Consider the following 23,611-nt stretch of genomic DNA (forward strand, 5'->3'; position numbering starts at 1 on the left):
CGCCAATGGTACTTGGACCGCAGGGTCCTGGGAGAGTAGGACGTCGCCAAGCACGAGGAACCTACCGCATGTAGATGCGGTAGGTTTTTTGTTGTATGCAGAAGTAGGGGGCTTACCTCTCCCGGCCCGGGCGAGTAACTGAACCTTCAGTCGATAGGCGAGGAAGCAAGCCCGGCGTTAGAGGAGAGGAAGGTTCAGATGCCGACCTCGAAGTAACAACACGAAAGCCAACTCATCCGGTGCGGTATGCCCGACGCCAAGCATGAGGAACCTACCGCATGTAGATGCGGTAGGTTTTTTGTTGTTTGCAGAAGCAGGGGACTTACCTCTCCCAGCCCTGGAGAGTAACTGAACCTTCAGTCGATGAATAGGCGAGGGAGCAAGCCCGGCGTTAGAGGAAATTTCAGATGCCGACCTCGAAGTAACAACACGAATCCAACTCATCCGGTGCGCTATGCCCGACGCCAAGGAAGAGGGACCAAGCGCATCGATTTGCGGTTGGTGATTTTTTTCACGTACACTCTCTATACTCTTCTCCTTACGAATCCCCAGCATCTTATTGGTCGAATTGTTAGCAATGAGCGTATCTTACGAACCTCGGACGCTCCGAAAAGTGCTCCTTATTAGCGTAATAAGCACAACTGAGTTCCATAACAGCAATGATTTCGTAATAGTAGCCGATTAGTGCTCCTTAGGTTCGTTAGCTGACGAATTCAGAGGTGCGTAAGGTACCCAAAGATCAAATATCCATCCTGATATACGGAGCCTATCCTTCTCTATTTTGCGGAAGATTGAAAAATGAGCCGTTCTCAAGCTGCTTTACGAATTGCTGCAGCCACCCGTAGTAATCAAGCGCCTGACGCAGCTTGTGCAGATCCTGCAGACAGCTTTTGCGTTCGTCATCGGGTGTATCGATAGAAAGAATAATGTCGGACAGCTCCGGAATAACCTCTTCGATAGCCGATTTCATCACATCGATTTCCCGTTGCAGTTTCATCGTGAAGAAATTTCGGAAAGCGAGGAAGAAGTCCGTTTCGGCTACATACAAATCCTTGCGCTCCTGCTTCTCCTCCAGCTTGGTCACCATTTTCGATTCCATCAACGATCTCACGGCGTAGCTCATATTGCTTTTGCTCATGTTCATATGGGTTTTCATATCTTCAAGCGTCATGGGCTTGTCCTCGAAATACATAATGCCATAAAGCTGGCCAAAAGAATAAGTCGCCCCATATAAATCCATCGTATCGGCGATGGCGTTAATTACCGTTCTCCGCAGCTCGCTCCGCCGTCCGGCAGGGGCGTTTTCACTTTCGTTCAAATTGCCGCTCTCCTTGGTGCTTTGACTATTTCCATCCGTCATGCCGTCACCGCCAATCTCGTATGCATGTTTCCTTCATTATACTAGATGCCTTTGCCGACCTAAAGCATAATACGATGCGTTTTCTTTACATTTTATTTAGGTAAAGTTTACGTAGCGATAACCATCCTCTATCAAATCAATTGTACAATTTTTTTTGTACGATAGATATAGACGGGTTGTTTATCGATTTATTTCCTTGTTATTAAATATAATTTGAACGGAGGTAATCAATATGAACGGGTTGAGATTAGGCCGGGAGTTGCAGGCGCTGCTGTTCACGTTGCCCGCTATGGTGCCGCTCACCGTGTTCTGGTTGTTCCCGATCGGCTATGTGTTCTATTTAAGTCTGACGAGCTGGGACTTCATGAGCGAGGACAAGCCGTTTGTCGGTCTGGACAATTATATCGCGTTGCTGCAAAACCCGGCATTATACGACTCGCTCAAGGTGACGCTTCTGTTTGTGTTAGGCAATGTGCTGCCGACGCTTGCGGGCGGTCTCGCCCTGGCGGTGCTGTTGAACCGAAAGATGCGGGTGGGCGGCGCGTACCGGGCGCTGCTGTTCTCGCCGTGGGTTACGCCAACCGTTGCGGTATCGATCGTATGGTCGTGGATTTTCGAGCCGGAGGCGGGACTTGCGAATGCGGTGCTAAGATTGTTCGGCGCGGAAGGCGTAGGCTGGCTGAGCGATCCGGACTGGGCGTTAGTCGGTATTCTGCTCGTTACTATCTGGAAGGGAATCGGCTGGGCGATGGTATTCTATCTGGTGGCGCTGCGCAATGTGCCGGGCGATATTTTGGAAGCTGCAAGCATCGATGGGGCGGGAGCATCGCGTAAGTTTTGGCAAATTACGCTGCCTCTGATTTCGCCGACAACGTTTTTCCTGACGGTCGTGCTCGTGATTTCCTCGCTGCAGGCTTACGATCAGATCAACATTATGACGCAAGGAGGTCCGGCCGGCTCGACGCGCACTTTGCTGTATCTATATTACCAGTCGGCATTCGAAGCGTTTAATATCGGCGAGGCTTCGGCCGTAGCGGTGACGCTGGTTGCGGGCTGCGCGTTGCTGTCGCTCGTTTCATTCACCTTGAGCCGTAAGTCGGTTCATTATTAATGACGGCCGGCTGGCCCGTATAGGAAGGAATGCGATGAATGTCCCAAAGTTACGGAATTAAGCGAGTTTTGATGCATGTGCTGCTAATTGTTTTGTGCGCGGTTATGGCCTTCCCGTTTTACTGGATGGTAACCAGCGGATTGAAAACCAACGATGAAATTTGGCAGACGCCGCCGGCGCTGTGGCCGGCCGTTCCGCTATGGAGCAACTTTGTCGATGCTTGGCAGAGCGCTAATTTCGAAAGGTATATATTGAACAGCGTGACGGTCGCCTGCGCTATTGCTCTAATCCAGGTCGTCAATTCGGGTATGATGGCGTACGCGCTGACTCATATGCCGTTTCGCTTGAAGGGGCCGCTTACCGCGATCGTACTCGTGAGTTACATGGTGCCGACGACAGCCGTATATTTGCCGGGTTACGTCGTCTTGTCCAAGCTTCATTTGCTCGATAGCTATGCGGGGCTCATTTTATCCAACTCGGTCAGCGTCTTTTCGATTTTTCTCATTCGACAAGCGTTCTTGCAGGTTTCCCACGAGCTTGTGGAGGCGGGCCGGATCGACGGCGCTTCCCATCTGCGTATTCTATGGACGATAATCGTTCCGCTAACGAGGGCTTCCTTCGCCGTGCTGGTGCTCATTACGTTCATTGAACAATACAACAACTACTTCTGGCCGATGCTCATTACGAAAAATCCGGATTTGCAGCTTGTATCGGCGGGGCTGCGCAGCTTTTTTGTGGAGGGAGGTGCATACGGGCTGAAGTGGCCGCTCATTATGGCCGCCAGCGCCTTCACTATCGCTCCGCTGCTGCTGCTGTTTCTTTTCACGCAAAAAACGATTATGCAAAGCGTCAATTTTTCGGCTGGCGTCAACAAAGGGTAGGAGATAAAAGAGAAATCATATTATTGCTAATGGAGGCATAACGATGAACTGGTTAAATAAAGGTGTTGCTTTTACGCTTATTTCAAGCTTTGCGCTGCTAACGGCTTGCGGCTCCAACATGGGAGCGAACTCGCAGGAAGGATCCAATACGGCGGCTAACTCAGCAACGAACGCCGCTCCCGAACAAACGGCGGCTGCCGAGCCGGTGAAGATCGAGTTCTGGTACGGTCTTGGCGGCAATCTCGGCGACAATATGAAGAAGATTATCGACAAATTCAACGCATCGCAATCGGAAGTAATCGTTCAAGGGGTCGTCCAGGCAGACTACTCCGAAACGGAGCAAAAGCTGCAGGCTGCGATTGCCGCGGACAAGGTTCCGGCTGCTGTGCTGTCGTCCAACAACGACTGGGCGCGCAAAGGCTACTATGCCGAGCTGGACGGATTGATGGCTGCGGCAACGGATTTGAACGCGGACGACTTCGTGCCTACTTTTATCGAGCAGGGACAAGTGGATGGCAAGCAATATTTCCTCCCGATGTACGGCACGACCCAAGTGATGTATTACCGCAAGGACGCACTCGAGAAGCACGGACTGAAAGCCGAAAACCTGACGACTTGGGAAGCGCTAGCGGATGCCGCGGCGAAGATGACCGTGAAGGAAAACGGTAAAACGACGTTCTACGGCTGGGAGCCGATGTGGGGACGCGACAATATGATGGACGCGGTGTTCAGCAAAGGCGGATCGGTGCTTAGCGAGGACGGTAAAACCGTTCTGATTGATTCACCGGAATGGGTGGAAACATGGGAGCTGTTCCGCAAATGGATTCACGAGGATCAAATTATGCGCATTCACTCCGGAGGCCAAGGCTGGGAGTATTGGTACAAAACGATCGACGACGTGATGAAAGGCAATGCGGCAGGGTATACAGGCTCCAGCGGCGACCAAGGCGACCTCGACTTCACGCAGCTTGCAGCTATGGAGCAGCCAGGCTGGGAAGGCGTCGTCGACGGCAAAGGCAAACCGGTAGCAAACGGAATCATGGCGGGCATTCCGGCCAAAGCAAGCAAGGAGCAGCAAGAAGCGGCGTTCAAATGGCTGACGTACTTCAGCAACACCGAGAATACGGCTTTCTGGTCAATGAACACAGGGTATATTGCGGTTCGTCAATCCGCGCTCGATGATCCCGAGTTCAAAGCTTACGGCGAGGCGAATCCGCAAAGCCGTATTCCGCTCATGCAAGCCTCCCATGCGAGCAAGCCGTTCATTGATCCGACAGGCGGCAAAATTACGGATGCATTAACGATTGCGGCGGATAAGGTGCAGATCGGCAACAAGCCGGCGGCAGAAGCGCTTAAGGAAGCGAAGGAAGTAGCGCAGAAGGCGCTGGATGCGGTAACGAAATAGGATCAAGTTGCAGCCGCAGCGGCAACGGGGCGTCTGACGCGGGCGACGCGCGGGCTTTTTTCGGGAGCAACTGCGGCTAAGCAACGCCTTAGAATGGAAGAGGCAGCATAGAACGGTTACGGGCCGAGAGAGAGGTGAAAACAATGGCACAGCTAGCCGTTTGCGGCGATATGCATGAGATTGATGCGATTTTATTTGATAAGGACGGCACTTTGCTTGATTTTGTATCGATGTGGGGCTTTTGGAGCGAATGTGTTATAACCGCGTTTGGCACAGAACTGACCGTTCGCGGTTTGAAGGCGCTTGATGCGGCAGCGATTCCGTCGCTATGGGGTGCGCAGCATCATGAAAGCGGCCGAATTATCGGATACGACCGCAATGGACCGCTGGCTATGGGCACGATGGCCGACTTGTACGCCGTGCTCGCCTGGCAAGGCTACCTTGCCGGCATGTCCTGGGCAGAATCGAGGTCGGCGGCTATCCGGTGCGGCGAGGAGGCCAGCGCCATGCTGGAAATAAAGCGGCCTGCACGGCTGCTGGCAGGCGTAAAGTCATTTCTTGACGCTTGCAGGCAGCAGGGACTGCCGATTGCCGTCGTAACGGCCGACGAAACCGATGCGGCGCTACGTCATTTGGAGTGGCTTGGCATTCGTCCTTACTTTGGGATGATAATCGGTACGGACCAGGTGGAGCGCGGCAAGCCGTTCGGCGATATGGCGGAGCTCGCTTGCTCGAGACTAGGCGTTCAGCCGGCAAGAACGGCCGTCATCGGCGATACGAACGGCGATATGCTGATGGGACGTGCGGCAGGCGCTGCTCTGCGAATTGCGCTTGCTGGCGGCACTGCTGCCTACCCCGATGCAAGCCATATCATTTCAGGCTACGAGGAATTGCGGTTGGGGGGCTAGCTAATTTGAAAGGAATGAATGGAATCGATCTTGGCTGGCTGTTTCTTGGTCTTGCCATCGTGCTCGAACTAAGCGGCACGTTGTCCATGAAAATGTCGGAAGGCTTTTCGCGGCTGTGGCCGTCGGTACTCATGTTTTTATTTTACGCAATCAGCTTCACTTGTTTGAATTATGCATTGCGTTATATGGATATGAGCATCGCTTACGCAACATGGTCGGGTATCGGCATTGTACTCATTTCGGCGGCGGGAGTCTGGCTGTTTCACGAGCGATTGTCAATGGTTTCGATGCTATGGATGCTTGTTATCGTCGTGGGGGTGGTGGGGCTGAACATGAGCTCCAAAGCGCATTCCTGACGGGCTGTCATTAGGTACGGCAAGCTTTGGCTTGCCCATTAGCGGAGGGGGAATTGTTATGGAAAATAGAGCCGATGAGATGGAGCAGACGGAGATGGTTGCATGCTTCCAGATTCTATCGGATACGCATATTAGATCCGACGATAATCATTTGTACAACCGTCATCTTCGGCTGGCGCTGGAGGATATCGCATCAAGCGAATATGCATCCGAAAGCTGCGGTATCATGCACGTCGGGGATATTACCGATCATGGGCTGATCGAAGAGTACGAAGCGCTGAAGCGTATTTTGTCTGACTATCGGGAGCGTGTGCCAACCCTTATCTATACGGTGGGCAATCACGATGTCGCGCTGGGAGATTGGGCGTACCGGATGGAAGGTTTCGAATCGGTCAGCGGCAGAAGAGACACCTATCACGATCACTGGATCGGCGGTTATCATTTTATTTTTCTCGGGACGGAGCGAGGGCTGGAGCGGTTCGCAAGTCTGTCGGAAACCCAGCTTGCCTGGCTGGACGAGAAGCTGGGGGAAGACGCGGCGACGGGCAAGCCGACATTCGTATTTCTCCATCAACCTTTGAAAAACACGGTAGCCGGCTCTCTGGAGCACCAAGCCTGGTTCGGCGTGGAAGAGGACGAGGCGCTGCGTTCGGTGCTGCTTAAGCATCCGCAGACGCTGTTGTTCACCGGGCACACGCATTGGCATCTGGATTCTCCGCACACGATGCATCGAGCGGACGAGCGGGGGCCGGTCATGTTCAACACCGCATCGGTCGCCTACCTGTGGAATGACGATGATGCCTACGTACAAGGCAGTCAAGGTTATTATGTCGAAATCTACGGGGACAGGGTGCGCGTGCGCGGCCGGAATTTCGCGGAAGGCAGTTGGTTGGCCGCCGCCGATTTTGAAGTGGGAACGAACCTGAAGGGGTTATAGCAAATCAAAACGTCAAGCTCGACGAACCTATTGCATACGATGCGATAGGTTTTTTTGTCGTTATGTTGCACTGCAAAGTGTAATCTAAAGTTCATCGTCTGTTTATAGACACAAGTAGTTGAACGGATGCAGGTATAAAAAAAGCCGGAGCGCACAAAGCTAAGTATTAGAGGTGTGCCGCGGTTTTTTTGGCATTTTGGAGGATAGGGATTGGCAAGAACGCCACCAGATTGGAATCGTCAGAAAATTTAATCTTTGTGACTTGACCCGAGGAATATTTTGAGTATAATGAAGTTAAAGTCAAAGAAAGTCAAAGTCAATAAGCCGCTTTGGCGGCTGCGATGAAGCTCCTTTGGCCAATGCTTTACCGGTAAGGAGGTTGGTCATTTGAGAAATATTTCCGATCTCATCGAACAGTATTTGAAGCATATGCTGGATGATAGCGCCGGCGGCGCTGTCGAGATTCAACGGAACGACCTCGCTGACAAGTTTTCTTGCGTTCCTTCGCAGATCAACTATGTCATTAGTACCCGGTTCACGCTGGAGAAAGGATACATGGTTGAAAGTAAGCGCGGAGGCGGAGGCTATATCCGTATCCAACGGGTTGATCTTCCGGCGCTTAATTCGATCCAACTCCATTTCGAACAAACGATTGGCGATTGTGTCGATCAGAGTGCGGCGGAAGGCATTATTTATCAGCTTGAGGAAGCAAGACTGGTGACGAGGCGCGAGGCTAATTTGCTTCGGGCAGCGGTGCATAGGGAAACCATCGCGCTTAAGCTGCCGCAGAGGGATGAAATTCGGGCAAGGCTGCTCAAGTCGATGCTCATTTCATTATTAGTCAAGTAGCGCGTACCGGGAGGAGGGATCAGGCTTGATTTGCCAGGAATGCGGTAAGAGGCCGGCAACGCTTCATTTTACGAAAATTATTAACGGCGAGAAAACGGAGTTTCACATTTGTGAAGGCTGCGCCAGAGAGAAGGGCGAGGGCATACCGGGGGCACCGAATAGTTTTTCTATTCATAGCTTGCTGTCGGGACTTCTTGACTTCGAATCGACTGGCGGACCCAGCTTCGCGAATCAGCAGCAGCAAGCGATACGTTGCGAGGAATGCGGTTTAACGTATACGCAATTCAGCAAGATCGGGAGATTCGGCTGCAGCGCTTGCTACCAGCAGTTTGCCGATAAACTTGATCCATTGCTGAAGCGGGTTCATGGCAGTACGGTCCATATGGGAAAAATTCCGAAGCGTTCAGGCGGACAAATTCAGTGCAAGCGGGAGATCGAACAGCTTCGGCGCGATTTGCAAGCGCAGATCGAGCAAGAGGAGTTCGAAAGCGCAGCTAAACTGCGTGACCGCATTCGCGAGTTGGAACGCAAGATAGCGGATCTGTAGACGCTGTAAGCTGGCATGGAAGGAGGAAGTCTCTCTTGACGAAGCATCGATTTACGCAAGAAGCGCTAAGCGATTGGATGAAGAGCGGAGGACCCGATACCGAGGTCGTCATTAGCAGCCGAGTCCGAATCGCTCGCAACTTGCGCCATCATCCATTCCCGATGCTGGCCACGAACCAGCAATCCAAGGAAGTGATGGAGCAGCTCACTAAGGTTGGCAAAGCAGGCAGGTTAAGCGAAATCGGGCAATTCGAGACGGTGCTGTTATCCGAACTGAGCGAGCTCGATAAGCGAGTGCTTGTGGAGAAGCATCTCATTAGTCCCAACTTGGCCAATGAGTCGCGAGGCGGAGCTGTTATTCTCAATCATGACGAATCCGTCAGCATTATGATTAACGAAGAAGATCATTTGCGCATCCAATGTTTATATCCGGGTTTTCAGATCCAAGAGGCTTGGACATTGGCCAGCGGAATTGACGATATTTTTGAAGCGGAGGCGGATTACGCTTTCGACGAGAAACGCGGCTACTTAACGTCTTGTCCGACGAACGTCGGAACGGGCATACGGGCGTCGGTGATGATGCATTTGCCGGCGCTGGTGCTGACCCAGCAAATCAACCGCATTTTATCGGCGGTAACGCAAGTCGGGCTGGCCGTTAGAGGATTGTACGGCGAGGGCAGCGAAGCGCTCGGTAATTTGTTTCAAATTTCGAATCAAATTACGCTCGGGCAATCGGAGAACGAAATTATTGATAACTTGCATGGCGTAGCCAAGCAGATCATCGAGCATGAGAAGGCGGCACGCAGGCGGCTTCTGGAGGAATCGCGGCTTCGCATCGAGGATCGGGTGAGCCGTTCATACGGCATCTTGTCCCATGCGGCGATTATGGATTCCAAGGAAGCTGCACAGCGGTTGTCGGATGTGAGGCTTGGCGCAGACCTCGGTCTATTACCGAATGTGGCGCCGCAAGTACTGAATGAATTATTGGTAATGACGCAGCCCGGATTTCTTCAACAAACTTTTAATGAGAAGATGAGTCCGGAGCAAAGGGATTACAGGAGAGCAGAACTCATACGCAAGCAATTGCGTGGGGAAACCGAGCATGGGGGTGCGTGGATATGATGTTTGGACGGTTTACGGAACGAGCTCAGAAGGTGCTCGCATTGGCGCAAGAGGAAGCGGTGCGGCTTGGACATAACAATATCGGCACGGAGCATATTTTGCTCGGTCTTATCCGCGAAGGGGAAGGCATTGCGGCTAAGGCGCTTATTGGATTAGGACTTGGCCTTGAGAAAATTCAAGACGAGGTGGAAGCGCTCATCGGGCGCGGCCAAGAGCAGCCGAACAATATTGCTTACACGCCGCGAGCTAAGAAAGTCATTGAACTGTCGATGGACGAAGCGAGAAAGCTCGGCCATACGTACGTAGGCACGGAGCATATTCTGCTTGGTCTCATTCGCGAAGGCGAAGGCGTGGCTGCCCGCGTGCTTAACAACCTGGGTATTAGCCTGAACAAAGCGCGTCAACAAGTGCTGCAGCTGCTTGGCAGCAGCGAAGCTGTATCGAGCAGTCACGGATCTCAGGCGAACGTGAGCACTCCAACGCTCGATGGGCTGGCTAGAGACCTTACGGCATACGCCAAAGAAAACAACCTTGATCCGGTTATCGGACGGAGCAAGGAAATCGAGCGCGTTATTCAAGTGCTCAGCCGCCGTACGAAAAATAATCCTGTATTGATCGGCGAACCTGGCGTTGGTAAGACGGCTATCGCCGAAGGGCTTGCCCAGAAAATTATCGCCAACGAAATTCCGGAGACGCTCCGCGACAAGCGGGTTATGACGCTTGATATGGGCTCCGTTGTCGCTGGAACGAAGTACCGCGGCGAGTTCGAGGATCGTTTGAAAAAAATCATGGATGAAATTCGCCAAGCCGGAAATATCATTCTGTTCATCGATGAGCTTCATACGCTGATCGGAGCAGGCGGCGCGGAAGGCGCAATTGACGCCTCCAACATCTTGAAGCCGGCGCTTGCCCGCGGCGAGCTGCAGTGCATAGGGGCTACGACGCTGGATGAATATCGCAAGTACATCGAGAAGGATGCAGCTCTTGAACGCCGCTTCCAACCGATCACGGTCGATCAGCCATCGCCGGAAGAAGCGATTCAAATATTGCACGGTTTGCGCGATCGTTACGAGGCGCATCACCGCGTGAAAATTACGGACGATGCGATCGTTCAAGCGGTTAAGCTGTCGGACCGTTACATTACGGACCGCTTCCTGCCGGACAAAGCCATTGACCTGATCGACGAAGCAAGCTCCAAAGTAAGACTGAACTCCTACACGGTACCGCCGAACTTGAAGCAGCTCGAGAACCGTCTTGAAGATATACGCAAGGAGAAGGACGCAGCCGTTCAAAGCCAAGAGTTCGAGAAGGCGGCGGCGCTTCGCGATACCGAACAGAAGATTCGCGAAGAGCTTGACGTAACGAAGAACCAATGGAAAGAAAAACAAGGCCGCACCGATTCCGAAGTTACGCCGGAAGATATCGCTCAAGTGGTTGCAAGCTGGACCGGCATTCCGGTCAGCAAGCTGGCTGAAGAAGAAACGGAGCGTCTGCTGAAGATGGAATCGATCCTGCATGGCCGCGTTATCGGTCAAGAGGAAGCCGTCAAGTCGGTATCCCGCGCGATCCGCCGCGCCCGCGCAGGTCTGAAGGATCCGAAGCGCCCGATCGGCTCGTTCATCTTCCTTGGCCCTACTGGGGTAGGTAAGACGGAGCTGGCGCGCGCGCTTGCGGAAGCGATGTTCGGCGACGAGAATGCGGTCATCCGCATCGATATGTCGGAATATATGGAGAAGCATTCGACTTCGCGTCTCGTCGGAGCGCCTCCAGGTTATGTCGGCTACGAAGAGGGCGGCCAGCTTACAGAAAAGGTTCGCCGCAAGCCGTACTCGGTTGTCCTGCTTGACGAGATCGAGAAAGCACATCCGGAAGTATTCAATATCTTGCTTCAAGTGCTTGAGGACGGTCGTCTGACCGATTCCAAAGGCCGTGTCGTTGACTTCCGCAACACGCTCATCATCATGACGTCCAACGTCGGCGCTGATCAAATCAAACGCAATTCATCGCTCGGCTTCACGGCCGTGCAAGATGCGGGAAGAGACTTCACGATAATGAAAGACAAAGTGATGGCTGAGCTTAAGAAAAGCTTCCGTCCGGAGTTCTTGAACCGGATCGACGAGAGCATCGTGTTCCACTCGCTTGGCGAGGAGCATATCGCTCAGATCGTGACGCTCATGTCCGACGAACTGCGCAAGCGTCTGCGCGAGCAAGAGGTAGACTTCATATTGACCGATGCCGCGAAGGCATTCCTTGCGAAGGAAGGCTACGATCCGCAATACGGCGCGCGTCCGCTGCGCCGCGCGATTCAGAAGCATATCGAGGACCGTCTTTCCGAGGATCTGCTTATAGGCAATATCCAGAAGGGCGACGCGTTCACGATCGACGAAAAGGACGGCGCGCTGACCGTTACGAAAGCAGCCGTAGCGCCTGCTCCCGAAGAGCCGGCTACCAAATAAAGCACGAAGAGGTTGAGGGGCATAAGCCCTTCAACCTCTTTTTGATTTCTAATTCATGCGGGATTTCGGCGATTTGCTTTCCTCATCAACCCGATCATCCACTTCTGCCGGGAGCATTTGATTCTGGTTTTGCGCCGCCAAACCTTCATCCACATGTGGATATATCGCAGGTCAAGCTTCCGAGTCGGACTTATTCACAATCGGCCAGCCTGTGGATGAATCCTTATTTGACTGGAATTTTAACGGCCAGTTCATCCCAGATAGCTGGAGCAGGCAATTTCCAACCAGCCAAATACATGGACTTGCCACTCGAATCCTCCAGCTGCAGCGGTGCGTACTCTTGCGTAAACGAATACGTACTGCGGTCTGCAAGCTTTGGGGCTCCAAGCTTTGTAAGCAGTTCTCCGTTACCGTCCTCGAGCCAGAAGGAGTTAGCCTGATTGAACGGATCTAAGCCTTCTACCTTGAAATGCAACACCGTTTTATCGGGCAAAAGCTCCGCTTCCGTTATCGTTACCGTACCGGTCCCCCCTTGCGTTAGGGCGATAGGCAGCAGTTCCGGATCGAACGCAGTTTGATTTTTTACTAAAGTTTTGCCTGAAGTATCTAGTTTATAAGGCTTAATAACCAAAAATTCCGGCAGGGCTTCGATTGGGGAAAAGTGAATCCGGTACTCCGTTTTGTACAGATCTAGTTCTTTGGAATAGTCGCTATAGCCTCTGTAACCGGAGTATTGAAGCTGTTGTCCTTTATCGTCGTATACGAAGAAGCCTCGTTCCACTACGGTGCTTTTCTCTGCCAATTCCACGTTGATCGCCGTGATGGCAGGCGTCATTGTCACTTTTTTGACCGATAATGTCGTTTCTCCTGATGTAGCGCTAGGCGGCGTTTCATCAAATGAGCGTACCGTTATTCCCTCTGTCAGCTTGCTGACAGGAAGGCGGAAATTCCAAGAGCCTTTCGTTGTCTGCCATCCCGTATCGTTCGAGTAGTGCTGTATGCCTTTCAGCTTCAACGTAAGCTCGAATTGGTCGGGGAGAGTGCCGTCAGCTTCATAATCCAGATATCCGGTGTATTGATTATTTCCCACTTCGGAAGAACCGCCGCCGCCGAGGAGCGTTTCCACCGGTTCGCCGTTAATGAGCATTTCAGCATTCGAAGGCGTTACAAAATGCTCTGCCTCAATCGTATAGCCAATCGCTAGCCGAATGCCGTCATATAACACATCGGTAACCGTCATGCGAATCCCTTTATCTTCTGCTGCTTGATTCAGCTTGGTTGCAATGCCCTTCTGTCCGGATAGCTGCAAGCCGGCATCGCCGACCATCTCGAAGACCGATCCAATCAGCGGTGTATTCGTTAATGCTCCGGCGATCGTCGGAGATACGAAGGAGGAGCCGACGAGCAAGGCAAGCGATGCAACGGCTGCTGTAACGCCAACGGCGGCTTTTCTCGGAAGCCGATTCCGTTTCTTGAGTGATAGTAAGGTTTCATCCACACGCGAGCTAACCAGCTCCGGCACGGGCGAATAAGACTGCCTCAGCATTCGATTTAATTCCATATCCGGTTCATGATCATTCATTGGTCATGCTCCTTTCCTGTCGTATATAACGAGATAGCTTCTCACGAGCGCGGTATAAGCGGGATTTGACCGTGCCTTCGGGCAATTCGAGCAGCTGTGCAATTTCCTTAAGCGGCAAATCCTCCATGTAGAATAACGTAATCGTGACACGAAGATCCTCCTCAAGTGCTTGTACTGCTTCGTTAAGCCCATAATGCTGAGGTTCATGGCTATGGGAGCTGCGTTCGGCGATGTCGGCAATCGGTATGACTTGGCTTCGATGCTTCAGCAGCCGATTGCATTCATTGATCAAGATACGCAGCAGCCAGGTTTTAAAATATTGAGGCTCCCGCAGCGTGCGGATCGACTGGAATGCTTTGAGTATCGTTTCTTGCATCGCATCGGCGCATTCCGTATCCGTCTTCAAATACGACTTGGCTAGACGGTACATCGATGGCTCGCACGCTTTAATAATACGGACAAAGGCGTCGTGATTGCCGCGCTTCGCTTGAAGGATATCATCTTGCTGGCTCATAGGCGGCTTACTCCTTTCGTATAAAATATATAGATTAGATGAATGGCGGGGACAAAAGGTTCACGCATGGAAAATAAGAAATCAACTATCGTTAAGTAACCCTATACACTCGCAAGCCCATTTATAAAGCAGAAGAAGTCGCGATTGCACTAATATTGACAATGAGAATCATTATCGTATAATGAATGAATAATCTGCGACGCAGTTTGAGAACGAAGAAACATTCTCTTTCCATATGAGGAGGCACGGACATGATCGTCGTTACGAATACGATAAAGGTGAAGAAAGGGCACGGAGAATCGATTGCACAGCGACTTCATCAATCGAAAGGCATCGATCGGTCGCCGGGCTTCGTCCGGATGGAAGTGCTGATGACCGAGCATATCGAAGGCCATGATGAATTGAAGGTCAGCACGACCTGGGAGAAGAAGGAGCACTTCGACGCTTGGGTGAACAGCGAAAGCTTCCGACAGACGCAGACCCATAAGGGAATGCTTGAACAATCGGGAAGCACGGACGACGGAGTTCCGAGATCTTCCGAAAATATTATGCTCGGTTCGCAGCTATCGACCCATAGGGTTCTCTTATCCCGGCACTCCTGATATTGCTACGCGGTCCAAGCTCATATCCTTAAGCGGGTATGAGCTTTTTTTTGCATACACCTCCGGAATTCTACAATGTTATCCACAAAATATTGTGCACAAGCTGTTCATAATCATGTGGATAAGTCCGATATATAGGATATATCGTTCAAATCGTATTTAACCTCTCCCTCACTTCAAAAAGGTATCGATACGGGTTCCGAGATGCAGGTCGAGGGTGCATGTGGATAATTGGCTTGTTTCGATCAACCTGCCTCGTTATTCGGTAAATGCAATGTGCATATGTGAATGTCAATAATCACAATGTACTTGTCCACATGTGGATCATTTGGCTTGTTCTTATTTAATGAGGTGTGGATTGTTGCCAAGTTGAAAATAATAACACTAAAGCCCGCGAGAAGGAAACAACTTTGCGCATCCTGTGCATTATTTTTTTCGTATATAATGTGTGTTTATTGAAGCGGGATAAAATGGTAAACTTTATATGTTGGCGCTAAGGCGTTTAACTAACAGCTTAAGGAGTACGGAATGGCCAAAATAAAAACAAAATTCGTCTGTACCGAATGCGGTACCGAATCCGCCAAATGGCTCGGCAAATGCCCGGGCTGCCACGCATGGAATTCCATGGTGGAAGAGAAGGAAACGGTGGTTAAGACGCAAGGTGTCGGATTGTCGTCGCTTCATACGAAAGAAAAGCCGCTATCGATCATACATATAGAAAATGGGCAGGAACCGCGTATTGAGACGAAGATGCTGGAGCTTAACCGCGTGCTCGGTGGCGGCGTCGTTCCAGGCTCGCTCATACTCGTCGGCGGCGATCCCGGTATCGGGAAGTCGACGCTGCTGCTGCAGACGTCTCACGCCTTGGCCGTCAAAGGGCTTAAGGTGCTGTACATTTCCGGCGAGGAATCGGTGCGCCAGACGCGGCTGCGGGCGGATCGCCTCGGAGCGTTGACGGAATCGCTGTATGTATTGTGCGAGACCAATATGGAGCACATTAACGATGCCATCGATTCGCTGCAGCCGGACTTTCTTGTCATCGATTCGATTCAGACGGTGTACGATCCAGGCGTCCAATCGGCGCCGGGAAGCGTTGCGCAAGTACGTGAATGTACGGCGCATTTCATGAGAGTAGCGAAGGTTAGAGGTATCGCGACGGTGCTGGTAGGCCATGTAACGAAGGAAGGCGCGATCGCAGGCCCGCGGCTGCTGGAGCATATGGTTGACTGCGTCTTGTACTTTGAAGGCGAACGCCATCATACATACCGCTTGCTTCGGGCGGTGAAGAACCGCTTCGGATCAACGAACGAGATCGGTATTTTCGAAATGGGAGAGGAGGGGCTTCGGGAGGTATCCAATCCCTCCGAGCTGTTCCTCTCCGAACGGCCGCTTGGCGTTTCGGGCTCAACGGTCGTGGCTAGTATGGAAGGGACACGGCCGGTGCTCGTCGAGCTGCAGGCGCTCGTCGCAACGACGAACTTCCCGTCGCCGCGGCGGATGTCGACCGGCATCGACCATCATCGGATGGCGCTAATTATCGCCGTATTGGAGAAGCGCAACGGGATGTTCCTCCAGACGCAGGATGCGTACTTGAACGTAGCGGGGGGCGTCAAGCTGGATGAGCCCGCGGTCGATCTGGCAGCGGCGGTCAGCTTGGCATCGAGCTTCCGCGATGCGCCGACAAAGCCTTACGATGTCATATTCGGCGAGGTAGGCCTAACAGGCGAGGTTCGCGCGGTATCGCGAGCGGAACAGCGGGTGAAGGAGGCAGAGAAGCTCGGTTTCAAACGAGTCATCATGCCGGAGAAGAGCCTCAAGGGCTGGAAAGCACCCGAGGGTATAGAAATTATCGGCGTCAGCACGGTGGCGGAAGCACTTAAGGCAGCGCTTGGATAGGGGGCAAACGATGAAAGAACCTACGCAGCTCGAAGTTATGAATCAATTGTTGCAGCTAGTCGCGCCAGGCACCCCATTTCGCGAAGGGCTGGAGAACGTGCTGCGCGCCAAGACGGGAGCGTTAATCGTAGTCGGTTACAGTCCCGAGGTGATGGAAGTTGTAGACGGGGGCTTCTCGATTAATTGCGATTTCTCGTCGAACTACTTATATGAGCTCGCCAAGATGGACGGAGCAATTATTATGAGCGAGGATATGCGGCGCATTCTGTATGCGAATACGCAGCTCATTCCGAACAGCTCGATTCCATCGATCGAGACGGGCATCCGACACCGGACGGCGGAGCGGGTGGCGAAGCAGACGGGTAAGCTGGTCGTCTCCATTTCGCAAAGACGTAACGTCATTACCCTGTATCAAGGCAACCTTCGCTATTCGCTTAAAGACATGGGCGTTATACTGACGAAGGCGAACCAGGCCATTCAGACGCTGGAGAAATACAAGGCCGTGCTGAGTCAATCGTTCACGAATTTGTCGGCGCTTGAATTCGAGGAATTGGTCACGCTCCAAGAGGTCGCTCACGTTATTCAGCGCGTGGAGATGGTGCTTCGCGTTAAGATGGAAATTAAACGTTACGTCAATGAGCTTGGCACCGAAGGACGATTGATCAGCATGCAGCTGGATGAGTTGATCGGCGGCGTCGAAGAGGATGCTTGGTATTTGCTCAAGGACTACGCCAAAGACAATTCCGATGAGAAAATAAGAGAAATAAGGGCCGGCCTTAAGAAGCTCAGTTCGGATGAATTACTGGACGCGCCGCCTATCGTTCGGTTGATCGGCTACTCGCATACGAACAATATGTCAGACGAATCCGTATCGCCACGCGGCTTCCGCCTGCTGAACAAGATTCCAAGGTTGCCGATCATCATTATGAACAATTTGGTGGAACGTTTCGGCCGATTGCCTCATATTTTGATGGCGACAATCGAGGAATTGGATGAGGTGGACGGCATAGGCGAGGTTCGCGCCCGCGCCATTAAGGAAGGGCTGAAGCGGATCCAAGAGCAGATGTTCATTGACAGACAAATTTAAATCTCATACAATTGATGGAATGTGGTCCTGTCGCGTAGAGATACATCAGTAACAGGTTTTGGGGCATAGTAGAGAAGAGGTGGAAAAGATGATCACAAAGTCGATACCGAGCCTTCTCACGGTGGGGAACTTATTCCTAGGAGTAATCGCCATCATCCTTGTGTTCAACGAAAAACCGGAAACGGCAGCAATGATGGTGCTTATCGCTATGCTGCTTGACGGCGTAGACGGACGTGTCGCTCGGGCGCTTAATGCCCAAAGCGAGTTCGGCAAGGAGCTTGATTCGTTATCCGACGTTATTTCGTTTGGCGTAGCGCCAGCTTTTATTATGTACGTGGTCGCTTTCCAAGATTTAAGTCCGGCATTCGCCTGGATTGTAACGGCCCTGTTCCCGATTTGCGGAGCACTTAGACTCGCTCGATTTAACGTAATCGCAAGCTCGCCGGGTTATTTTATCGGACTGCCGATTCCTGCGGCCGGTGGCGTGCTGGCAACGCTTGCGTTATTTAAGGATGATATAGCGGTATCGGTCTTGCTGGCAAGTACGCTTGTGCTCTCCATCCTAATGGTTAGTACAATTAAATATCCGAATTTCAAGAAAGTCGGCATTCCAAAAAGCGCAGTTTGGGTAGTGCCGATTATCGTTGCGGTTTCGGTCGTATTAGGTCTTTTATTTAAACATCAATTGTCCAAAATTTTGTTCGTGCCGCTTCTTCTCTATGCGCTGTACGGACTAAAAAAAAACGTTGATCGCCGTCTCAAGAAACGGACCCGCAAGCGCGGCAACAGACAGGATCAATCGGACGACCCCGTAAAATCCGAGCATACCGCTTAGTCTTATAAATCCAAAAAAACCGCCTCTGCTCCGAAGCAGACAAGGCGGTTTTTTGTGTTTATCACTTACGTTAAATTAAATAAGCCGAGCGTGGAGCATTTGTCGTATTCGTCTGCGATTACTTCGTCGAGTTCAATGTTAAGTAGATTGCATAAAGCGGTCATGTAAAACAAATTGCGTCCGAGCTCGGACTTCAGTACGTCCCGGCAATGTTCGCACACCTCTCCGGAGAGATGGCTTTGCAGCGTTGTTTTTGAGTTTTCGAGATCAAGCTCATCCGAGTATTGCTGTTTTTTGGCGTTCAACTCAATGCAGCCGCAATCCGTTACGGCTTTGGATACGGCACGATTCACGGAAGCGCCCGATTGTCCGAACTTGGACATGACGTCTAGCAGGCTTCGGTGCCTAAGCAGCAATTCGGATACCTGCTGCTGAAATTGATTCAGTGTTGGAGCGCTCATCGATTCCACCTCTTTCACCAACCTCTACGAAAGTAATCTCAATTCCCATTATAAGCCTCAGGACAGTCGTTTTCAAAATGTGAATTATGAAAAAAATCTCAATCGAGGTTATTCATGATGAGCGACCGTATTCAAAGGTCTCTGTATTGTCATGTTCGGCCATAGGCAATGCGGGTTTTTGCGGCTGATTTATGTGAGGTTCACCTCACTCTGGATGAGATAAGCCTCACTAATGTCTTAACGGCAACAATCGATTTTCGCTGAGGCGGCATTGCGAGCTTGAACATTTTTGCAAATTCATCCGGCTGCTACGATTAACCTGCCTATTATTGGAACATAATTGTTAATGGAGGTGAACCGTAATGGTTAGACGAATAATTCAAATAATGGGTATGTTGTTTGGCGGAATGGCCGGCGGCGAAGTATATGGATGGATGAACGGAGCGGCGCTTTGGTCAAGCTCATCATTCGGTATGCTGCAGCGATCGGGCACTTATTACATGAATGTAGCGGTTGGCGCGGTTTTTGGAGTCATTGCAGCAACGATGCTGGCAGGACAGGTCATTCGGTATATGCAGAAGGGAGCGGAGCAGACGGCTGCGCTTCCGATGAAGGATTTGATCGCGGGCGCCGGAGGTTTGCTGTCGGGCTTGCTGCTCGCTGTGCTTCTCTACCCGGCCGTATCCGATTTCAGCGGTATGGGAAGGCTGATTCCCGCTGCGATGATGCTGATCTTCGGGTATTTGGGGCTTAGCATAGGCATGCACAAGAAAGAAGAGCTGGCTACCGGTTTCAACGCAATGCTGGAGAAACGGCGCACAGCCCCCGAGCCCGAGGAAACGGGAGGCTACGAGGAGCATAAAATTCTCGATACGAGCGTCATTATCGACGGACGGATTGCGGATATTTGCAAAACCGGTTTTATCGAAGGCACGCTGGTCATTCCGGAATTCGTGCTGGAGGAGCTGCAGCATATTGCGGATTCCTCGGATTTGCTGAAGCGCAACAGAGGACGCCGCGGCCTGGATATTTTGAACAAAATTCAGAAGGAGCTCGACGTTCGCGTTCTGATCTACGAGGGAGACTTCGAGGAGATCGGAGAGGTGGACAGCAAGCTGGTGAAGCTTGCCAAGGCGCTGCACGGCAAAGTGGTGACGAACGACTTCAACCTGAACAAAGTATGCGAGCTGCAAGGCGTATCGGTGCTCAATATCAATGATTTGGCCAACGCGGTGAAGCCGGTTGTCCTGCCGGGAGAAGAAATTATCGTTCAAGTGATTAAAGACGGCAAGGAGCATGGCCAAGGCGTAGCCTACCTGGATGACGGCACGATGATCGTCGTTGAAGGCGGCCGCGACTATATCGGCACGACGATGGAAGTGCTCGTAACAAGCGTGCTGCAGACGTCGGCGGGCCGGATGATATTCGCGAAGCCGAAGCTGTTGGAAAAAGCGCTCTAACAAGGTATGATAGAACTATCATAGAGCGTTAGGCAGGTTAGAGCATGGTAGCAAATTGGGGAGTCGTGATCGTCGCGGCCGGACGCGGGACGCGAATGGGAACGAAAGAGAGCAAGCAATATTTGCAGTTGGCGGACAAGCCTATTCTGGTGCATACGCTGGAGCTGTTCGAGCGGATGGATGCCGTGAAGGAAACGGTGCTCGTCGTCGGAGCGGACGATGTGAAGCGGTGCCAAGAATGGGTTTCCCACTACGGGTTTGCGAAAGTGACGGCTGTCCTCGCAGGAGGCAAGGAGCGTCAGCATTCGGTCCATATCGGGCTTAAAGCGATTACGTCCGAGTGGGTTATGGTGCATGACGGCGTTCGCCCGCTTGTGTCCGCTGAAGCGGTACAACGCTGCTGCGAAACGGCTGAGCGCAGCGAGGCTGCCGTGCTCGCCGTTCCCGTGAAGGACACGATTAAGCAAGTGGATGAAGCGGGCGTCATTACTGCCACGCCGGACCGCCGAAGCTTGTGGGCGATACAAACGCCGCAAGCTTTTCGTCATGCATTGCTGCTGGATGCGCATGAGCAGGCGGAGGCTGCAGGCTTCATCGGCACCGATGACGCGATGGTCGTGGAGCGAACGGGAGCAAAAGTCACTGTCGCAGAGGGCGAATATACGAATATTAAGATTACGACGCCCGATGATTTGCCATGGGCGGAGTTCCTGCTCGCAAAGCGTCGTGCCGAACTGGCAGAGGGGAAGGTTGATCAGAAGTGATACGAGTGGGACAGGGATTCGATGTGCATCAATTGGTGGAGGGTCGTCCTTGCATTATCGGAGGCGTAACGATTCCTTACGAGAAGGGACTGCTTGGGCATTCCGATGCGGATGTGCTGCTGCATGCCATTACGGATGCCATTCTGGGCGCGCTTGGAATGGGCGACATCGGCAAGCATTTTCCCGACACGGATGCTGCTTATAAGGATGCGGACAGCTTGAAACTGCTGGAACATGTGTGGAAGCTGATTCGGGAAAAAGGTTATAAGCTTGGCAATATTGATTCGACCATTATTGCTCAACGCCCTAAGATGCTGCCGTACATTCCGCAAATGACGGAAATTATTGCGAAGGCGCTTGAAGCGGATGTATCGCAAGTGAACGTGAAGGCAACGACGACGGAGCAGCTAGGCTTCGCGGGACGCGGCGAAGGCATTGCGGCGCAGTCGGTCGTTTGTTTGGTTAAAGCGGACTAATTAAATCTACTGGATACTGGAGGAGAATCGTTATGACACAGGAAGTACGAGTTCGGTATGCGCCGTCGCCGACGGGCCATCTGCATATCGGCAACGCTAGAACGGCCTTATTCAATTATTTGTTTGCACGTAATCTTGGCGGTAAATTCATCGTTCGTATTGAAGATACGGACGTCAAGCGCAACGTAGCAGGCGGGGAAGAAAGCCAGCTTACATACATGAAGTGGCTCGGCATCGACTGGGATGAGAGCGTGGACATCGGCGGCGGATACGGCCCATACCGCCAGACGGAAAGACTCGATATTTACCGCGAGTATTGGCAGGAACTGCTCGATAAAGGGCTGGCATACCGCTGCTATTGCAGCGAAGAAGAGCTGGAACAGGAGCGCAACGAGCAGATCGAGCGCGGCGAGACGGCTCGTTATTCCGGCCGTCATCGCAATCTGAGCGATGAGCAGCGCGCAGCGTTCGAAGCGGAAGGCCGCGTGCCTAGCATTCGCTTCCGCGTACCGGAAGGCCGTACCTATCAGTTCGACGACATGGTGAAGGGCTCGATCAGCTTCGATACGGCGGAGATGGGCGACTTCGTTATCGTGAAGAAGGACGGCATTCCGACGTATAACTTCGCGGTCGTGCTGGACGACCATCTGATGAAGATCAGCCATGTGCTTCGCGGAGAGGACCATATCTCCAATACGCCGCGCCAACTTATGATCTATGAAGCTTTCGGCTGGGAGCCGCCGCTGTTCGGGCATATGACGCTAATCGTGAACGAGCAGCGCAAGAAGCTGAGCAAGCGCGATGAATCGATTATTCAATTCATCTCGCAATACGACGACCTCGGCTACTTGCCGGAGGCGTTGTTCAACTTCATCGCTTTGCTCGGCTGGTCGCCGGAGGGCGAACAAGAGATGTTTACGCGCGAGCAGCTAATTGAAGTGTTCAATGCGGACCGACTGAGCAAAAGCCCGGCCGTCTTCGATACGCAGAAGCTGAGCTGGATGAATAACGAGTACATGAAGAAGGCGGATCTGCCGCGCGTTGTTGATATGTGTATTCCACACCTGCAGAAGGCAGGCCGTATTACGCCTGAGCTGGACGCGGACGGACGCGCATGGGTGAGCGATCTCGTAGCGCTGCATCAGGATAAGCTGCGGTTCGCGGCTGATATTGTGCCGGTCACGGCCATGTTCTTCGCTGAAAAGCCGGAGGACGAGGATGAAGCGGCCATTGTGCTTGCCGAGGAGCAAGTGCCGACGGTGCTGAGCGCATTCCTTGGACTAGTGGAAGCGGGCGATTCGGCGTTCACGGTAGACGGGATCAAAGAAATGATAAAGGCCGTTCAGAAGGATACGGGCTTCAAAGGGAAGCAGCTGTTCATGCCTATTCGCGCCGCGCTGACGGGTCAGACCCATGGTTCGGACTTGAACCAGTCGATCGCGCTGCTAGGCAAAGACAAAGTCGTATCGCGCCTGCGCGCGCGACTGTCGGCTAACTAACCCTTGTCACTTATTTGGCGATTCGGTATACTATGGATAATATCTAAATGAATACATCGGCTATGAACAGGAAAAGTACGTTTGCATGCGGATTCGCAGAGAGGACAACCGTCATTCGAATCGGCGCTGCTTCAGTGGTATGAGGCGGCAACGGGAAGAGTGTGGCTGAAAGTTGTCTGGTTCGCTTAGACGGAAATATGCACCTGGGAGCTTTGTTCCGAGCTGGTTATCGCATTCGCGTCGTCGAGTCGATAAGCAGGGTAGGCGGCAACGTATGTCTGCGTTAAAGACTTGAAAGGTGAACAGTTTAGGCTATCCAATGCCGAAAGGCTGTTCAAGCAGAGTGGGACCGCGCGATCAACACGCCTCTGCAGCACATGATGCTGCAGGGGCTTTTTTTTATGGATACGGGCCGAGGCTAATATTATCGCCGTTATTATAGCCAAGGCATGCCAAACGGTCTGTGCTTTTCTTGCTATGTTGGGTTTCTGCAGCAACTTCATT

The 23,611-nt window shown here is 52.2% G+C and carries 22 protein-coding genes; 18 read left to right on the forward strand and 4 right to left on the reverse strand.

The features are described 5' to 3' along the window. Positions 1-766: 766 nt before the first annotated feature. Positions 767-1,360: a GbsR/MarR family transcriptional regulator gene (locus J2T14_RS29785; protein WP_307208437.1), complete on the reverse strand. Its 594-nt coding sequence runs from the start codon at positions 1,358-1,360 to the stop codon at positions 767-769. A gap of 232 nt (positions 1,361-1,592) precedes the next feature. Here J2T14_RS29785 and J2T14_RS29790 point away from each other — a divergent pair, with 232 nt between their 5' ends. The 10 genes from J2T14_RS29790 (at position 1,593) to clpC (ending at position 11,931) form a co-directional block, all read left to right on the forward strand. After that, complete coding sequence (locus J2T14_RS29790) at positions 1,593-2,471, forward strand: carbohydrate ABC transporter permease (protein WP_307208438.1); 879 nt, start codon at positions 1,593-1,595, stop codon at positions 2,469-2,471. Between the two features lie 71 nt (positions 2,472-2,542). Beyond that, a complete protein-coding gene (locus tag J2T14_RS29795) occupies positions 2,543-3,352 on the forward strand; it encodes a carbohydrate ABC transporter permease (RefSeq protein WP_373458237.1) in 810 nt (269 codons plus the stop codon). 43 nt (positions 3,353-3,395) lie between these two features. Next, positions 3,396-4,757, forward strand: coding sequence for an ABC transporter substrate-binding protein (locus tag J2T14_RS29800; RefSeq protein ID WP_307476798.1), 1,362 nt, complete (start codon positions 3,396-3,398; stop codon positions 4,755-4,757). 143 nt (positions 4,758-4,900) lie between these two features. After that, entirely contained in the window at positions 4,901-5,665 is a 765-nt protein-coding gene (locus J2T14_RS29805; protein ID WP_307476800.1) for an HAD family hydrolase, read from the forward strand. A 14-nt stretch (positions 5,666-5,679) separates the two neighbouring features. After that, entirely contained in the window at positions 5,680-6,021 is a 342-nt protein-coding gene (locus J2T14_RS29810) for a DMT family transporter (protein WP_307476851.1), read from the forward strand. Between the two features lie 58 nt (positions 6,022-6,079). Beyond that, positions 6,080-6,958: a metallophosphoesterase family protein gene (locus J2T14_RS29815; protein WP_307476802.1), complete on the forward strand. Its 879-nt coding sequence runs from the start codon at positions 6,080-6,082 to the stop codon at positions 6,956-6,958. A gap of 387 nt (positions 6,959-7,345) precedes the next feature. Continuing rightward, a complete protein-coding gene (locus J2T14_RS29820) occupies positions 7,346-7,807 on the forward strand; it encodes a CtsR family transcriptional regulator (protein WP_307208443.1) in 462 nt (153 codons plus the stop codon). Between the two features lie 25 nt (positions 7,808-7,832). Next, on the forward strand, positions 7,833-8,354 hold the full coding sequence (locus J2T14_RS29825; RefSeq protein WP_307476804.1) for a UvrB/UvrC motif-containing protein: 522 nt from the start codon (positions 7,833-7,835) through the stop codon (positions 8,352-8,354). 35 nt (positions 8,355-8,389) lie between these two features. Further along, positions 8,390-9,475 (forward strand): protein arginine kinase, encoded by a 1,086-nt coding sequence (locus J2T14_RS29830; RefSeq protein ID WP_307208445.1) that lies wholly within the window; start codon positions 8,390-8,392, stop codon positions 9,473-9,475. After that, a complete protein-coding gene (gene clpC / locus J2T14_RS29835; protein WP_307476806.1) occupies positions 9,472-11,931 on the forward strand; it encodes an ATP-dependent protease ATP-binding subunit ClpC in 2,460 nt (819 codons plus the stop codon). Before J2T14_RS29830 ends, clpC begins: the two co-directional genes overlap by 4 nt. A gap of 223 nt (positions 11,932-12,154) precedes the next feature. Here the strand turns inward: clpC and J2T14_RS29840 are convergent, their stop codons facing one another. Together J2T14_RS29840 and J2T14_RS29845 are read right to left on the reverse strand one after the other, a co-directional pair. Further along, positions 12,155-13,513, reverse strand: a complete 1,359-nt coding sequence (locus tag J2T14_RS29840; protein WP_307476808.1) for a DUF4179 domain-containing protein — start codon at positions 13,511-13,513, stop codon at positions 12,155-12,157. Then, positions 13,506-14,027, reverse strand: coding sequence for a sigma-70 family RNA polymerase sigma factor (locus J2T14_RS29845; RefSeq protein WP_307476810.1), 522 nt, complete (start codon positions 14,025-14,027; stop codon positions 13,506-13,508). Before J2T14_RS29845 ends, J2T14_RS29840 begins: the two co-directional genes overlap by 8 nt. Positions 14,028-14,278: 251 nt before the next feature. On the opposite strand from J2T14_RS29845, the gene J2T14_RS29850 reads away from it, so the two are divergent. From J2T14_RS29850 to pssA, 4 genes are all read left to right on the forward strand, one after another. Further along, the gene (locus tag J2T14_RS29850) at positions 14,279-14,629 is read left to right on the forward strand and encodes an antibiotic biosynthesis monooxygenase (RefSeq protein ID WP_307476812.1); all 351 of its coding nucleotides are present in this window, start codon (positions 14,279-14,281) and stop codon (positions 14,627-14,629) included. Between the two features lie 528 nt (positions 14,630-15,157). Then, on the forward strand, positions 15,158-16,525 hold the full coding sequence (radA, locus tag J2T14_RS29855; RefSeq protein ID WP_307476814.1) for a DNA repair protein RadA: 1,368 nt from the start codon (positions 15,158-15,160) through the stop codon (positions 16,523-16,525). Between the two features lie 10 nt (positions 16,526-16,535). Beyond that, positions 16,536-17,612 (forward strand): DNA integrity scanning diadenylate cyclase DisA, encoded by a 1,077-nt coding sequence (disA, locus tag J2T14_RS29860; RefSeq protein ID WP_307208451.1) that lies wholly within the window; start codon positions 16,536-16,538, stop codon positions 17,610-17,612. Between the two features lie 88 nt (positions 17,613-17,700). Further along, positions 17,701-18,447: a CDP-diacylglycerol--serine O-phosphatidyltransferase gene (pssA, locus tag J2T14_RS29865; RefSeq protein ID WP_307208452.1), complete on the forward strand. Its 747-nt coding sequence runs from the start codon at positions 17,701-17,703 to the stop codon at positions 18,445-18,447. Between the two features lie 65 nt (positions 18,448-18,512). Here the strand turns inward: pssA and J2T14_RS29870 are convergent, their stop codons facing one another. After that, positions 18,513-18,908, reverse strand: coding sequence for a DUF1573 domain-containing protein (locus J2T14_RS29870; protein ID WP_307208453.1), 396 nt, complete (start codon positions 18,906-18,908; stop codon positions 18,513-18,515). Between the two features lie 362 nt (positions 18,909-19,270). On the opposite strand from J2T14_RS29870, the gene J2T14_RS29875 reads away from it, so the two are divergent. From J2T14_RS29875 to gltX, 4 genes are read left to right on the forward strand one after another with little or no spacing between them, the layout of a single operon-like run. Further along, positions 19,271-20,368, forward strand: coding sequence for a PIN/TRAM domain-containing protein (locus J2T14_RS29875; protein WP_307476816.1), 1,098 nt, complete (start codon positions 19,271-19,273; stop codon positions 20,366-20,368). A 44-nt stretch (positions 20,369-20,412) separates the two neighbouring features. After that, on the forward strand, positions 20,413-21,132 hold the full coding sequence (gene ispD / locus J2T14_RS29880) for a 2-C-methyl-D-erythritol 4-phosphate cytidylyltransferase (RefSeq protein ID WP_307476818.1): 720 nt from the start codon (positions 20,413-20,415) through the stop codon (positions 21,130-21,132). Further along, positions 21,129-21,608 carry a 2-C-methyl-D-erythritol 2,4-cyclodiphosphate synthase gene (ispF, locus tag J2T14_RS29885; protein WP_307208457.1) on the forward strand — a complete coding sequence of 160 codons (480 nt, stop codon included), beginning with the start codon at positions 21,129-21,131 and terminating at the stop codon, positions 21,606-21,608. The genes ispD and ispF overlap by 4 nt, the downstream gene beginning before the upstream one ends. Positions 21,609-21,640: 32 nt before the next feature. After that, entirely contained in the window at positions 21,641-23,107 is a 1,467-nt protein-coding gene (gltX, locus tag J2T14_RS29890) for a glutamate--tRNA ligase (protein ID WP_307476820.1), read from the forward strand. The last annotated feature ends 504 nt before the right edge of the window (positions 23,108-23,611 follow it).

Origin of the sequence: Paenibacillus harenae (genome assembly GCF_030812415.1) — a bacterium.
Lineage (GTDB): Bacteria > Bacillota > Bacilli > Paenibacillales > Paenibacillaceae > Pristimantibacillus > Pristimantibacillus harenae_A.